This is a genomic window from Limnohabitans sp. Rim8 (assembly GCF_945901735.1).
Classification (GTDB): Bacteria; Pseudomonadota; Gammaproteobacteria; order Burkholderiales; family Burkholderiaceae_C; genus Limnohabitans_A.
Genome location: NZ_CAMDLM010000008.1, coordinates 1 through 13,377, shown reverse-complemented (window position 1 = coordinate 13,377; position 13,377 = coordinate 1). Strand labels below are relative to the sequence as shown.

Here is a 13,377-nt window from a genome sequence, read left to right as displayed (position 1 = left end):
TTTAGAAAGGGTTGCGCTACAGCCGCGGCCGCCAAAGCCCAGTGATGCCTGGTGGCGCGGGTGAGAGCCCCGATGGGCGCTGAAAGTTGCATGAGGTAAGCTTGAACACGTCCTTCTTCAGGAGACACCATGAGCGACACATCGGCTTTCGGCTTCGGCCAATTCGTACCCGGTTTTGACTTCTTGCAAAACCTGTCCAAAACCGCGGCGCAAGCCCAGCCCTCTGCTGCTGCAGGCATGCCGGGCATGGCCAGCTGGGTGGCGCCCAAGCTCAGCATCGAAGACATCGACAAGCGCATCCAGGAGCTCAAGTCGGTGCTGTTCTGGCTGGAGCAAAACACCACAGCGCTCAAGGCCACGATTCAGGCGATGGAGGTGCAAAAAATGACCTTGACCACCTTGCAAAGCATGAACGTGAACATGGCCGATCTGGCCAAGGCCTTCACCGCCAAAGCACCCGCAGCCGAGCCGCAGGCAGCTGCGCCATCACCCTTTGCGCCGAAAGCCGCACCCGTGCCAGAACCTGCTCAGCCAGAACCCGTTCAGTCAGAACCCCCATCTTCTGAGGCATCTTCGGCCAAGCCCGCTGTGGACCCCATGCAGTGGTGGGGCGCATTGACCCAACAGTTTCAAAACATTGCCGCCGCCGCTGTCAAAGATGTGGCTGCCGAAGCCATGAAGGCGGGCATGACGGCCAAGGGTGCCCGCACAGCAGCAGGCCGCCCAAAATCCCCCGCCACCCCCAAACCCAGCAGCGTCAAAACCAAACCGGCCGCCAAATCCACCGCCCGCAAGGCGGTCTCTCGGCGTAAAACACCATGAAGCTTTTTCCCTGCGGTCACGCCACCCACCCGCAGTGGCGCATGGCCGCTGGCCTGGTGCTGGCGCAGTTGCGCGCCCAAATGGGCTTGCCCGATTACGCGAGCCAACCCCGTCTGGGCTTGCTTTACATCACCGACCATTACGCGGCCGATGCGCAAGCCTTGCTTGACCACCTGCGTCAGGCTTTGCCCGAAGTGCCCGACTGGGCTGGCACGGTGGGCATTGGCGTGGCGGTGAACAACGCCGAGTATTTTGACGAGCCCGCCATGGCGCTCATGCTGTGCGACCTGACACCCGCGCAGTACCGGGTGTTTTCTGGGGTGTCGCCCTTGCCTGCGGGTTGGGCCGATGCCGCCTTGGTGCATGCCGACCCGCAAACGCCCGACTTGGCCGAGTTGATTGGTGAGGTGGCTGAGCGCACGCAACAAGGCTATTTGTTTGGGGGCCTGAGTGCCAGCCGCACACGCAGCGTGCAGTTTGCCGTGCGGGCCGAAGACGCGGGTGGGCCAGAGGTGCATGGCGGCGTACTGGAAGGCGGCTTGAGCGGTGTGGCGTTCTCGCCTGACGTGGCTTTGTTGTCACGCGTCACGCAAGGCTGCCAGCCTGTGGCGCCCGAGCGAGAGATCACCGAGGCCGAAGGCCATGTGGTGCTGAAGTTGGCGGACGAGCCCGCACTGGAAGTGATGCTGGCCGATCTGGACATCAGCCTGAGCGAACCGCAAAAAGCCATTGCCGTTGTGCGCGCCACCTTGGTCGGTTTGAGTGCACCCGGTCAGTCTGGCGTGGGCCGAGCGGGCAACTTGGGCAGTGATGTGCGGGTGCGCCACATCATTGGCCTGGACCCGTTGCGCCAGGGGGTGGCCATTGCCGAGCACCTGGAGCCCGGCATGATGATGACGTTTTGCCGCCGCGATGTGCAAGCGGCCCGCGCCGATTTGGTCCGGGTGTGCGCCGAAATCCGCGAAGCGCTGGAGCCTGAGATGCTGTCCATCGACGCGATCAACGCCCTGAGTGACAATCCGGTGCCTACGCTGCCCCAAGTTGGGCTGCGCATCGCGGGCGCGGTGTATGTCAGTTGCACCGGACGCGGAGGTCCTCACTTTGGTGGGCCGAGCGCCGAGCTGCAAATCATCCGGCACGCTTTGGGCGATGTGCCGCTGGTGGGTTTCTTTGCGGCAGGCGAGATCGCCCACAACCAGTTGTATGGCTACACCGGGGTGCTCACGGTGTTCACAACCGGTTGAGACCCAAGAGCTTAGAAGCATCCTTGCAAATCTGGCGGTTCATTCCGTGATTCGCAAGGATAAATGCCTCAAACGCCCCTCGCCCGATCCGTCTTGAACTGCGCCCGGAATGCGCTGAACTGGCCTGCGTCCAGCGATTCGCGCACATCGCGCATCAGGTTCAGGTAGTAGTGCAGGTTGTGGATGGTGGTCAGCATCGGGCCGAGCATTTCGCCGCAGCGGTCCAAGTGGTGCAAGTAGGCGCGACTGAAACCGCCACGACCGCCTTGGTCCCAAGACACACCGCCTGCGCCCGGGCCTGCGCCCACAGGATTTCCAGCACAGGCATAGCAAGTGCAGGTCGTGTCCAGCGGCTGCGGGTCGTTTTTGTGGCGCGCATTGCGCAGCTTCAGGTCGCCAAAGCGGGTGAACACCGTGCCGTTGCGGGCGTTGCGGGTGGGCATCACGCAGTCGAACATGTCCACGCCATCGGCCACGCCTTGCACCAAGTCTTCGGGCGTGCCCACGCCCATCAGGTAGCGCGGCTTGTGGGCCGGCAAGCGGTGCGGCGTGTGCGCCATGATTTGCAGCATCAGGTCTTTGGGCTCGCCCACGCTCACGCCGCCCACGGCGTAACCCGGAAAGTCCATCTCCACCAGCGCATCCAGTGACTCCTGGCGCAGGTTTTCAAACATGCCGCCTTGCACGATGCCAAACAGCGCATTGGGGTTTTCCAATCGTGCAAATTCGTCTTTTGAACGAACAGCCCAGCGGCGGCTCATCTCCATCGACTGGCGCGCCTCAAGCTCGGTGGTCAAGTGCCCCTTGGTCTCGTAAGGCGTGCATTCGTCAAGCTGCATCACGATGTCCGAGTTCAAAATCGTTTGGATTTGCATGCTGACCTCGGGCGACATGAACAACTTGTCGCCGTTCACGGGGCTGGCAAAGGTCACGCCTTCTTCGGTGATCTTGCGCATCTGTCCCAGCGACCAGACCTGAAAACCGCCCGAATCGGTCAAGATCGGTTTGTCCCACTTTTCGAACTGGTGCAGGCCGCCAAAGCTTTGCATCACGTCCAACCCCGGGCGCATCCAAAGGTGAAAAGTGTTGCCCAAAATGATCTGCGCGCCCATCTCGTGCAGGCTGCGTGGCATTACGCCTTTGACCGTGCCGTAAGTTCCCACGGGCATGAAAATGGGCGTTTGCACCACACCATGGTTCAGGGTGAGCTGGCCGCGGCGGGCGTGGCTGGAAGGGTCGGTTTTGAGCAGATCGAATTGGAGCATGTAAGGCCTAAAGCTGAGGCTTGGATTGTAGGAGCATGCCAAGTAACGGCTTAAGCGCACTTTCGCCCGCCCGGCAAGCCAAGAAAGATGAGTTGGAAAATATTTTATCCATGTAATTTAAGTGTTTAACTACCTATAATGCATGGATGATTGATCGCTACTTGTTCGCTTCTGTTCTTGATACGCTGGCCGATGCCCCAGCCGTCGTAATGCTTGGACCGCGTCAGGCAGGCAAAACCACTTTGGCGCTTCGCGTGGCCGAGCATGTTGCCAAATTAGGACTGAGTGGTCGCCAGTCAGGCAGCTTGTACTTGGATCTGGAAAGCCCCAGTGACAGGCAAAAGTTGACTGACCCTGAGGCGTACTTGTCACATCACGCCGAAAAATTGGTGATTTTGGATGAAGTGCAGCAAATGCCTGCGCTCTTCCAAGTGCTGCGCGGGTTGATTGACCAGGGGCGAAGGCAGGGGCAGGGCGCAGCGCGATTTCTGTTGCTGGGCTCGGCTACGGGTGAACTGCTGAGGCAGTCGAGTGAAAGTCTGGCCGGACGGGTGGCCTATTTGGAATTGCCTCCCTTGCAGTTATTGGAGGGGGGGCTGGTTCAGCAAGACGCTTTATGGCTGCGCGGTGGATTTCCCAATAGTTTTTTAGCCAAAAGTTTGCCGAAAAGTATGGCGTGGCGGCAGAACTTGATCAAAACCTATCTGGAGCGTGATATTCCCAGTTTTGGCGCACGCATTCCAGCTGAAACCTTGCGCCGCTTGTGGGTCATGTTGGCGCACCAACAAGGCGGTTTGCTGGATGTGTCGCAGTTGGGCAAGAGCCTGATGTTGGACGCCAAGACGGTGCATCGTTACCTGGACATGTTGGTTGATCTGATGTTGGTGCGCCGCGTGCAACCTTGGTACAGCAACGCAGGCAAACGCCTGGTGAAATCGCCTAAGCTGTATGTGCGCGACAGTGGTTTGGTGCATGCTCTTCTGGGTATAGGCACCCACGAAGCGCTGTTGTCTCACCCGGTGGTAGGCAACAGCTGGGAGGGGTTTGCACTGGAGACCTTGCTCAACGCCGCGCCGCTCAATACCAGCAGTGGTTTTTACCGCACGAGCAATGGTGCCGAGGTTGATTTGCTGCTCGACATGCCTGGGCACGGTGTGTGGGCCATTGAAGTCAAACGCGGTGCTGCCAGCAAGCCTCGCAAGGGTTTTTACAGCGCGTGTGAAGACCTGCAGCCTTCCAGGCGCTGGATGGTGTATCCCGGAACAGACGCGTATCCCGTGGGCGACGGGGTTCAGGTGATTGGCCTGCACAATCTTGCCGAAACCATTTGGCAAATCCATCGCGACAGGATGGTCACGCCCACATCACACGCTTGAGGACAACCCCATGACCGAACACCCCATCCACTGGGAAACGGAAGGCACCAGCCGCGTCCCGTTTGCCGTGTATACCGACGAAGACCGGCACAAGAAGGAGCTGGAGCGCTTCTTTTACAAAAGCCACTGGAGCTATGTGGGCCTCGAAGCCGAGATCCCCAACGTGGGCGACTTCAAGCGCACTGTGGTGGGCGAGCGCTCGGTCATCATGACGCGCAGCGAGGGCGGCCAGATCCATGTGGTGGAAAACGTTTGCGCCCACCGAGGCATGCAGTTTTGCCGTGAGCGCCATGGCAACAAGAAAGAGTTTGTCTGCCCTTATCACCAGTGGAGCTACACCCTCCAAGGCGATTTGCAGGGTGTGCCGTTTCGGCGCGGCGTGCGGCAAGACGGCAAGGTCAATGGCGGCATGCCGGCCGACTTTGACCCCAAAGACCACGGCCTCACGCCCCTGAAGGTGGCGACACGTGGCGGGGTGGTGTTTGCGACGTTTGACCACAACGTGGAGTCGCTCGAAGACTTCATGGGCCCGACCATCCTGAAATACTTTGACCGCCTGTTCAACGGCCGCAAGCTGGCGGTGCTGGGCTACAACCGCCAGCGCATTCCGGGCAACTGGAAGCTGATGCAAGAGAACATCAAGGACCCCTACCACCCCGGCCTGCTGCACACCTGGTTTGTGACCTTTGGCCTTTGGCGCGCCGACAACAAGAGCGAACTGCGCATGGACGCGCACCACCGCCACGCCGCCATGATCTCGACCCGTGGCAGCGCGGGCCAGGCCACGGGCGCGGCCTCGCAAGTCACGCAGGTGAGCAGCTTCAAAGACAGCATGCAGCTCAACGACCCGAGTTTTCTGGACATCGTGCCCGAGGGCTGGTGGCAGATGGACGACCAGATGCCCACGGCCGTGATGATGACGCTGTTCCCCAGCGTGATTTTTCAGCAGCAGGTCAACAGCGTGTCCACCCGCCACATCCAGCCCGATGGGCATGGCGCATTTGACTTTGTCTGGACGCACTTTGGATTTGAAGACGACACGCCCGAGATGACCGAGCGCCGCCTGCGCCAGTCCAATCTGTTTGGCCCGGCCGGTTTTGTGAGTGCGGACGATGGCGAGGTGATCGAGTTCTCGCAGCAAGCCTTTGAGACCAAGCCCGAACACCGCATGCTGGTGGAGCTGGGCGGGCGCGATGTGGGCGAGACGGACCACATGGTGACCGAAACCCTGATCCGGGGCATGTACGAATACTGGCGCAAAGTGATGGAGGCCTGAAGATGGTGAACTTTGAAACCCACATGGCCTTGACCCGCCTGTATGCCGATTACGCCTTGGCCGTGGACAGCGGCCATTGGGATTTGTGGCCCGAGTTTTTCACCGAGCAATGCGTTTACAAACTCATCCCGCGAGAGAACCATGAGCGTGGCTTTCCGCTGTGCACCCTGTCGTTCACCAGCAAAGGCATGTTGAAAGACCGTGTGTATGGCATCCAGGAAACGCTTTACCACGACCCGTATTACCAGCGCCATGTGGTGGGCGCGCCAGTGGTGCGCCGCGTCGACGGTGAACGCATCCAAACGGAAGCCAACTATGCGGTGTTCCGCACCAAACTCGACAAGGCCAGCACGGTGTTCAATGTGGGCCGCTACATCGACACCATTGTGCCCACCCCCGAGGGCCCGAAGTTCGCCGAGCGCCTGTGCGTGTACGACAGCGAAATGATCCCCAACGCCATCATTTACCCGATTTGAATATGAGCAATTGGACTGACGTGGCCGCCGAGGCCGATTTGTTTGAAGGCGCAGGCATCGCTGTGGCCCCCGAAGGGCAAGACATTGCCCTGTTCTGCGTGGACGGTGAGGTGTTTGCCATCCACAACCTGTGTACCCATGGCAACGCCAAGCTGTGCGATGGCTTTGTCGAAGGCGACCATGTGGAGTGCCCCTTCCACCAGGCCCAGTTCAGCCTGCGCGATGGCTCGGTGGCCTGCGGCCCGGCGACCGAGCCTGCCAAGACCTGGCCCGTCAAGGTCGAGGGCGGGCGGGTTTTCCTGCAATTGACGGTTTGAGGCTGGCTGGTTGTAATGGTTCTGGCGCCGGGCCCTTGAGGGGAAGAGGCGCCAGAAAATCCACAATATTCAGGAGATATGCATGAGCAACATTTATGTTTTGGTTCACGGCGCATGGCACACAGGCACCCTGCTGGAGCCCACGGCCGAACACATGCGCAAGTTAGGCCACACCGTTCATTGCCCCACCTTGAAGGGCAATCGACCTGGAGATGACCGCAGCCAGATCGGTCTGGAAGATGCAGCCCAATCGGTGTGCGATTATTTGCGTAAACATGATCTGAAAAACGTGCGGCTGGTGGGCCACAGCTATGGCGGCATGATCATCTCGCGCGTGGCCGATGTGATGCCTGAGCGGATTGCACGCTTGGTCTATGTGAACGCCTTTGTGCCCAACCCGGGCGAGTGTCTCAACGACATGGTGCCGCCCCATTACAAAGCGCTGTTTGACACGGTGGCCGCCGCCAGCAACAACGCGGTGATGTTGCCTTTCCCGATCTGGCGCGAAGCCTTCATCAACGATGCCGATTTGGCGCTGGCTCAATCGGCGTTTGATCAACTCAACCTGCAGCCTTACAAGACTTTCACCGATCCGATTTCCCTCAAAGCGCCTTTGGCCGCACTGGAAATCGGCAAGTCCTATGTGAACTGCCAGCAGGACGCGGCCATGCCACACAGCATGCCTTGGCACCCACGCCTGTCAGAGCGTCTGGGCCTCTTCCGTCTGGTCGAGTGTCAGGGCAGCCACGAAATCTGGTTCACCGACCCGGCCACCATCGCCGATGCGGTCATCCGGGCGGGACGCGACTGAGCAGCATCGAATCCCCGTAGCTGAAAAACCGGTACCGCTGCGCGATCGCGTGGCGGTACAGGCCCATGATGTGTTCGTAGCCTGCGAAAGCGCTGACCAGCATCATCAGCGTGCTTTTGGGCAGGTGAAAGTTGGTGATCAGCCGGTCCACCACTTTGAACTCAAACCCCGGCGTGATGAAAATCTGCGTGTCACCGCTGGCCTGATTGAACTTGGCCCACGACTCCAGTGTGCGCACGGTGGTCGTGCCCACCGCCACCACTTTGCCGCCACGTGCTTTGCACTCAGCAATCGCTTGCTGGGTGGCTTCGGGCACTTCGTACCATTCGCTGTGCATGGTGTGGTCTGCGATGTTTTCGGTTTTGACCGGCTGGAAAGTGCCCGCACCGACATGCAGCGTCACACTGGCGGTGTGCACCCCCCGCGCCGCCAAGGCCGCCAACACCCCTTCGTCAAAATGCAGCGCCGCCGTGGGTGCCGCCACCGCACCGGGGGCGCGCGCAAACACGGTTTGGTAGCGTTTGGCGTCTTCTGCGGTGTCTGCGTGATCGGCTGTGCCCGCAGGGCGTTCAATATAGGGGGGGAGTGGCATCACGCCGTGCTTTTCCATCAGTGCATGCGGCTCGTCGCTCAGTTGCAGGTGAAACAACTGGCCGTTTTCATCGGGCCAGCGCCCGAGCAGCACCGCATCAAACCCACCTTGGCGGGCGCCTCCAGCGAGGTACATCGTGCCCCCCAGCAGCGGCTTTTTGCTCACCTTCATGTGCGCCACCACCTGGTGGCCAGGCAGCACGCGCTCGATCAGCAATTCGAGCTTGCCACCCGAGGCCTTCTCGCCAAAGATGCGGGCCTTGACCACCTTGGTGTCGTTGAACACCAGCAGATCGCCTGCGTTGAGCAGGCTGGGCAGTTCGTGAAAGATGCGGTCCACCCCTTGGGGGGCTGAGCCGTCCAACAGACGCGAGCCACTGCGTTGGGCTGCAGGGTGTTGGGCGATCAGTTCGGGGGGCAGCTCAAAGTCGAAATCGCTGAGGGTGAAGGCGCAGCCGAGTGTGTGTGTGTGTGATGAAGAAGTGGACATGCTTCAGGGCCGGACAGGCCCGTACAAAGTTGAAAAAATACGTCACCCTGATTGGTGGGCGCTCAAACGCCCTATCCAATCAGGTGCCCACAAGTGGGCTGCCGGGGCAGCGCAAAGGCAAGAGCCAAGCCCCGGTCAGGGCCCCGGGTTCAAATATCGATGTTCCCCGCCCGCAGAGCGTTGCTCTCAATGAAGTGGCGGCGTGGCTCCACCTCGTCGCCCATGAGCATGGTGAACACGCGGTCGGCTTCGATGGCGTCGTCGATCTGCACGCGCAGCAGGCGGCGCACGGTGGGGTCCATGGTGGTTTCCCACAGTTGGGCGGGGTTCATCTCGCCCAGACCCTTGTAACGCTGGCGGCTGGTGGTGCGTTCGGCCTCGCTGATGAGCCAATGCATGGCCTGGCGGAAGTCACCTACTTTTTCTTCTTTCTGGCGCTCACCTTCACCGCGCAGGGCTTTGGCGCCTTCGGAGAGGAGGCCTCGGAAAGTTTCGGCTGCTTCGGCCAGGGCGCCGTAGTCGGCACCGTGCACAAAGTCTTGCGTGATGATGCTGCTCTTGATGTTGCCGTGGTGTCGGCGGCTGATTCGCAGAATCGGTTTGTCGGTGCGAACGTCAAACTCGGCGCTCACTTCAGCGGGGATGCCGGTGGTGTTGAGTTCGCGCAGCTTGGCTTGCAGCGCGGGGGCGCAGGCGGCGGCCAGCTCCATGTTGTCCAGGTTCAGCGACACACCGTCGGCCATGGCGCGCAATGCCTCAGCGTCCATGAAGTTGGACAAGCGGGCAATGACGTTTTCGGCCACTTGGTGCTTGCGCGCCAAGGCTTCGAGTGTTTCACCCGTGAGCACTTGGGGCGCAGCGCCGCCGGTGCTGATGCTGGCGTCTTTGAGCGCGATGCGCAGCAAAAAACCGTCGAGCGCCGGACCGTCTTTGAGGTACAGCTCTTCTTTGCCGGCTTTGACTTTGTAGAGCGGTGGCTGGGCAATGTAAATGTGGCCACGCTCGACCAGATCGGGCATCTGGCGGTAGAAGAAGGTGAGCAGCAGAGTGCGGATGTGCGCGCCGTCCACGTCGGCGTCGGTCATGATGATGATGCGGTGGTAGCGCAGTTTGTCGACGTTGAAGTCGTCGGTGCCACTCTTGCCAGACTCGGCGCTGGCTTTGCCAATGCCGGTGCCAAGCGCAGTGATCAGCGTGACGATTTCGTTGCTGGTCAGCAGTTTTTCGTAGCGTGCTTTTTCCACGTTCAGGATCTTGCCGCGCAGAGGCAAGATGGCCTGGAATTTACGGTCGCGGCCTTGTTTGGCCGAGCCACCAGCGGAGTCGCCCTCGACGATGTAGATTTCGCACAGGGCCGGGTCTTTTTCTTGGCAGTCAGCCAGTTTGCCGGGCAGGCCCATGCCGTCGAGCACGCCTTTGCGGCGCGTCATTTCGCGGGCTTTGCGGGCGGCTTCGCGGGCGCGGGCGGCTTCCACGATCTTGCCGCAGATGATCTTGGCGTCGTTCGGGCGCTCTTCCAAAAAGTCGGTCAGCGCTTTGGCCACGATGTCTTCCACCGGGGCGCGCACTTCGCTCGAGACCAGTTTGTCTTTGGTCTGGCTGCTGAACTTGGGCTCGGGCACTTTAACGCTCAGCACGCAGCACAGGCCTTCGCGCATGTCGTCGCCGCTGACTTCAACTTTTTGTTTTTTGGCGATCTCGTTTTTCTCAATGTACTTGCCAATCACGCGGGTCATGGCCGCACGCAAGCCCGTGAGGTGGGTGCCGCCGTCACGTTGGGGAATGTTGTTGGTGAAGCACAGCACGGACTCGTTGTAGCCGTCGTTCCATTGCATGGCCACTTCCACACCGATGCTGGTGCCGGGGATGCCGCCGTAGCTGTCGGCTGGGCGCTCGCCGTTGGCGTGAAAGGCGTTGGGGTGCAATACTTTTTTATTGGCGTTGATGAAGTCGACAAAGCCCTTGACGCCACCGGCGCCCGAGAAGTCGTCTTCCTTGCCTGTGCGCTCGTCCTTCAGGCGAATGCGCACGCCGTTGTTCAGGAACGAGAGTTCGCGTAGGCGCTTGGCCAAAATTTCGTAATGGAAATCGGTGTTTTGCGTGAAGATTTCCACGTCGGGCAAAAAGTGCACTTCGGTGCCGCGCTTGTCGGTGGCACCCGTGACGCGCATGGGCGAAATTTCGATGCCATCCACAGTTTCGAGCAAACGGTTTTGCACAAAGCCTTTGGCAAAGTCGATCTGGTGCACTTTGCCTTCGCGGCGCACCGTCAGGCGCAGCCATTTGCTCAGCGCGTTCACGCACGACACGCCCACGCCGTGCAAACCACCCGAGACCTTGTAGCTGTTCTGGTTGAACTTGCCGCCCGCGTGCAATTCGGTCAGCGCGATTTCGGAGGCACTGCGCTTGGGCTCGTGCTTGTCGTCCATCTTGACGCCGGTGGGGATGCCGCGGCCGTTGTCGGTCACGGAAATCGAATTGTCCGAGTGGATGGTGACCACGATGTCGTCGCAGTGGCCGGCCAGCGCTTCGTCGATCGAGTTGTCGACCACCTCGAACACCAAGTGGTGCAAGCCGGTGCCGTCCGAGGTGTCGCCGATGTACATGCCGGGGCGTTTGCGCACCGCCTCCAAGCCTTCCAGGATCTGGATGGAGCCTTCGCCGTAACCTTCGGATGCGCCCGCTTGGTGCGCGTCGATCTTGGGTTGCGCGGTGGTGAACGCGTCTTCGCTGGGGGTGATGTCGTCGGTCATGTGAGTTTTTCTTTGTCGCTTGAATGGCCGAAACCCGCGAGGGGTCGCGGGTTTCGATAAGGTCTATTGCCGCATGGCACGGGCCTCAAATGCGCATGGGCATCACCACATATTTGAAGTTGTTGTTGTCGGGGATCGTGATCAGTGCCGAGCTGTTGCCATCGGCCAAATCGATGCGGACCATGTCCTGGCCCATGTTGGACAAGACGTCGATGATGTACGTCACGTTGAAACCGATTTCGATGGCGTCGCCGCCGTAATCGATGTCGAGTTCGTCGACGGCTTCTTCTTGTTCGGCGTTGGTAGAGGCCACGCGCAGGCTGCCGGGGTCGAGGTTCAGGCGCACGCCTTTGAACTTGTCGCTGGTCAAGATGGCGGTGCGTTGCAAGCATGACAGCAGCGCCTGGCGGCCCAAGGTCAGGTTGTTGCGGTGGCCTTTAGGAATGACGCGGTTGTAGTCGGGGAACTTGCCCTCGACCAGCTTGGTCACGAATTCCATGCCGTCAAAACTGAACTTGGCCTGGTTGTTGGCGAACTGCATCTCGATCGCGCCTTCGGCGTCCGACAGCAAACGCTGCAACTCGAGCACGGTCTTGCGCGGCAAAATAACTTCTTGTTTGGTGGGCACTTCTACGTCGAGCGTGGCGGCAGTGAAAGCCAGGCGGTGGCCATCGGTGGCCACCAAGCTCAGGCGGTTGCCTTCGGCCACAAACAAGATGCCGTTCAAGTAGTAGCGGATGTCGTGCACGGCCATAGCAAACGAGACCTGCCCCAGCAGTTGCTTGAGGGTTTTTTGCGGCACGCTGAAAACGGGGCCGAAGCTGGCGGCTTCTTGCACCAATGGAAAGTCTTCTGCGGGCAAGGTCTGCAAGGTGAACTTGGACTTGCCGCCTTTTAAAATCAGTTTGGCTTGCGAAGACTCGAGGCTCACCGTTTGGTCGGCGGGCATGGTGCGCAAGATGTCGATGAGTTTGCGCGCGCCCACCGTGGTCGTGAAGTCGCCCGGGTCGCCTTCCATTTCGGCCGTGGTGCGAATCTGGATCTCCAGATCGCTGGTGGTCAGTTGCAGGGCGTGACCGGTTTTGCGGATCAACACGTTGGCCAGCACGGGCAGGGTGTGGCGGCGTTCGACAATCCCGGACACGGATTGCAGGACCGACAGCAATTTGTCTTGGGTGGCCTTCAGGACGATCATGGGTCTACCTTTGGTGGTTTTGTCGCCGCAGCTCAAAGCTAAGCGAATTTTTCATAACAGCATGCATTTTCGCTGTTTTTTGGACTCAAAACGGGCGGCATGGGGCTCAAATCAGCTAAAAGCGGAGGCAGCTGTTCGGGGTGCAAGTGTTCTCAGCCCTTGAGAGACTGTTCGAGCACGTGCAGTTGTTGGTTCAGCTCTGTCAGCTGCTGGCGTTCGGCGTTGATCTTGCGCACGGCGTGCAGCACGGTGGTGTGGTCACGACCGCCAAACAGCTCGCCGATCTCGGGCAGGCTTTTTTGGGTCATTTCCTTGGCCAGGTACATGGCAATCTGGCGCGGACGGGCAATGCTGGCCGGGCGCTTTTTGCTGTACATGTCCGCCACTTTGATCTTGTAGTAATCGGCAACGGTTTTTTGGATGTTCTCGACACTGATCTGGCGGTTCTGGATGGACAGCAAATCGCGCAGGGCATCGCGGGCCAGCTGGATGGAGATGTCTTTTTGGTTGAAACGGGAGTAGGCCAAAATTTTGCGCAAGGCGCCTTCAAGCTCGCGCACGTTGGAACGCACATTTTTGGCCACAAAAAACGCCACGTCTTCGGGCATTTCGCTGCCTTCGCTGATGGCCTTGTTGATCAAAATGGCCACCCGCATCTCGAGTTCGGGCGGCTCCATGGCCACCGTCAGGCCCGAGTCAAAGCGCGAGACCAGGCGCTCGTGGATGTCGGCCAGGCCCTTGGGGTAGGTGTCGCTGGTCAT

12 protein-coding genes are annotated in these 13,377 nt (G+C 60.0%); 7 read left to right on the top strand and 5 right to left on the bottom strand.

Translation table 11 applies throughout. From position 1 onward, the window contains the following. The first annotated feature begins 129 nt into the window (after positions 1-129). Together Q0O99_RS05540 and Q0O99_RS05535 are read left to right on the top strand one after the other, a co-directional pair. Entirely contained in the window at positions 130-822 is a 693-nt protein-coding gene (locus Q0O99_RS05540) for a PhaM family polyhydroxyalkanoate granule multifunctional regulatory protein (protein WP_293749400.1), read from the top strand. Further along, positions 819-2,066: an FIST N-terminal domain-containing protein gene (locus Q0O99_RS05535; protein ID WP_293749398.1), complete on the top strand. Its 1,248-nt coding sequence runs from the start codon at positions 819-821 to the stop codon at positions 2,064-2,066. The genes Q0O99_RS05540 and Q0O99_RS05535 overlap by 4 nt, the downstream gene beginning before the upstream one ends. Before the next feature lie 68 nt (positions 2,067-2,134). Here Q0O99_RS05535 and tgt read toward each other — a convergent pair whose 3' ends face one another. Then, a complete protein-coding gene (gene tgt, locus Q0O99_RS05530) occupies positions 2,135-3,331 on the bottom strand; it encodes a tRNA guanosine(34) transglycosylase Tgt (RefSeq protein WP_293749396.1) in 1,197 nt (398 codons plus the stop codon). A 146-nt stretch (positions 3,332-3,477) separates the two neighbouring features. Here tgt and Q0O99_RS05525 point away from each other — a divergent pair, with 146 nt between their 5' ends. The 5 genes from Q0O99_RS05525 to Q0O99_RS05505 all read left to right on the top strand — a co-directional run bounded on the left by Q0O99_RS05525 (position 3,478) and on the right by Q0O99_RS05505 (position 7,587). Then, on the top strand, positions 3,478-4,707 hold the full coding sequence (locus tag Q0O99_RS05525; RefSeq protein WP_293749395.1) for an ATP-binding protein: 1,230 nt from the start codon (positions 3,478-3,480) through the stop codon (positions 4,705-4,707). A 10-nt stretch (positions 4,708-4,717) separates the two neighbouring features. After that, complete coding sequence (locus Q0O99_RS05520) at positions 4,718-5,983, top strand: aromatic ring-hydroxylating dioxygenase subunit alpha (protein WP_293749393.1); 1,266 nt, start codon at positions 4,718-4,720, stop codon at positions 5,981-5,983. Between the two features lie 2 nt (positions 5,984-5,985). Then, positions 5,986-6,459 (top strand): nuclear transport factor 2 family protein, encoded by a 474-nt coding sequence (locus Q0O99_RS05515; RefSeq protein WP_293749391.1) that lies wholly within the window; start codon positions 5,986-5,988, stop codon positions 6,457-6,459. Positions 6,460-6,461: 2 nt separating this feature from the next. Continuing rightward, positions 6,462-6,776 (top strand): non-heme iron oxygenase ferredoxin subunit, encoded by a 315-nt coding sequence (locus tag Q0O99_RS05510; RefSeq protein WP_293749389.1) that lies wholly within the window; start codon positions 6,462-6,464, stop codon positions 6,774-6,776. Between the two features lie 82 nt (positions 6,777-6,858). Beyond that, complete coding sequence (locus Q0O99_RS05505) at positions 6,859-7,587, top strand: alpha/beta hydrolase (protein WP_293749387.1); 729 nt, start codon at positions 6,859-6,861, stop codon at positions 7,585-7,587. Here the strand turns inward: Q0O99_RS05505 and queA are convergent. The 4 genes from queA to Q0O99_RS05485 form a co-directional block, all read right to left on the bottom strand. Further along, complete coding sequence (queA, locus tag Q0O99_RS05500) at positions 7,565-8,668, bottom strand: tRNA preQ1(34) S-adenosylmethionine ribosyltransferase-isomerase QueA (RefSeq protein ID WP_293749385.1); 1,104 nt, start codon at positions 8,666-8,668, stop codon at positions 7,565-7,567. The genes Q0O99_RS05505 and queA overlap by 23 nt on opposite strands. A 149-nt stretch (positions 8,669-8,817) precedes the next feature. Beyond that, positions 8,818-11,421: a DNA topoisomerase (ATP-hydrolyzing) subunit B gene (gene gyrB, locus Q0O99_RS05495; protein ID WP_293749384.1), complete on the bottom strand. Its 2,604-nt coding sequence runs from the start codon at positions 11,419-11,421 to the stop codon at positions 8,818-8,820. Between the two features lie 85 nt (positions 11,422-11,506). Beyond that, entirely contained in the window at positions 11,507-12,616 is a 1,110-nt protein-coding gene (dnaN, locus tag Q0O99_RS05490; protein ID WP_293749382.1) for a DNA polymerase III subunit beta, read from the bottom strand. Positions 12,617-12,768: 152 nt separating this feature from the next. Next, on the bottom strand, positions 12,769-13,377 hold a 609-nt coding region (locus Q0O99_RS05485; RefSeq protein WP_293749380.1), incomplete at its 5' end, for a chromosomal replication initiator protein DnaA.

What these genes read in the sequence shown, in the direction of transcription:
- gyrB (WP_293749384.1), bottom strand. Translation starts at nt 11,421, where the DNA reads ATGACCGACGACATCACCCCCAGCGAAGACGCGTTCACCACCGCGCAA.
- tgt (WP_293749396.1), bottom strand. Translation starts at nt 3,331, where the DNA reads ATGCTCCAATTCGATCTGCTCAAAACCGACCCTTCCAGCCACGCCCGC.
- Q0O99_RS05510 (WP_293749389.1), top strand. Translation starts at nt 6,462, where the DNA reads ATGAGCAATTGGACTGACGTGGCCGCCGAGGCCGATTTGTTTGAAGGC.
- Q0O99_RS05525 (WP_293749395.1), top strand. Translation starts at nt 3,478, where the DNA reads ATGATTGATCGCTACTTGTTCGCTTCTGTTCTTGATACGCTGGCCGAT.
- Q0O99_RS05505 (WP_293749387.1), top strand. Translation starts at nt 6,859, where the DNA reads ATGAGCAACATTTATGTTTTGGTTCACGGCGCATGGCACACAGGCACC.
- Q0O99_RS05515 (WP_293749391.1), top strand. Translation starts at nt 5,986, where the DNA reads ATGGTGAACTTTGAAACCCACATGGCCTTGACCCGCCTGTATGCCGAT.
- queA (WP_293749385.1), bottom strand. Translation starts at nt 8,668, where the DNA reads ATGTCCACTTCTTCATCACACACACACACACTCGGCTGCGCCTTCACC.
- Q0O99_RS05540 (WP_293749400.1), top strand. Translation starts at nt 130, where the DNA reads ATGAGCGACACATCGGCTTTCGGCTTCGGCCAATTCGTACCCGGTTTT.
- dnaN (WP_293749382.1), bottom strand. Translation starts at nt 12,616, where the DNA reads ATGATCGTCCTGAAGGCCACCCAAGACAAATTGCTGTCGGTCCTGCAA.
- Q0O99_RS05520 (WP_293749393.1), top strand. Translation starts at nt 4,718, where the DNA reads ATGACCGAACACCCCATCCACTGGGAAACGGAAGGCACCAGCCGCGTC.
- Q0O99_RS05535 (WP_293749398.1), top strand. Translation starts at nt 819, where the DNA reads ATGAAGCTTTTTCCCTGCGGTCACGCCACCCACCCGCAGTGGCGCATG.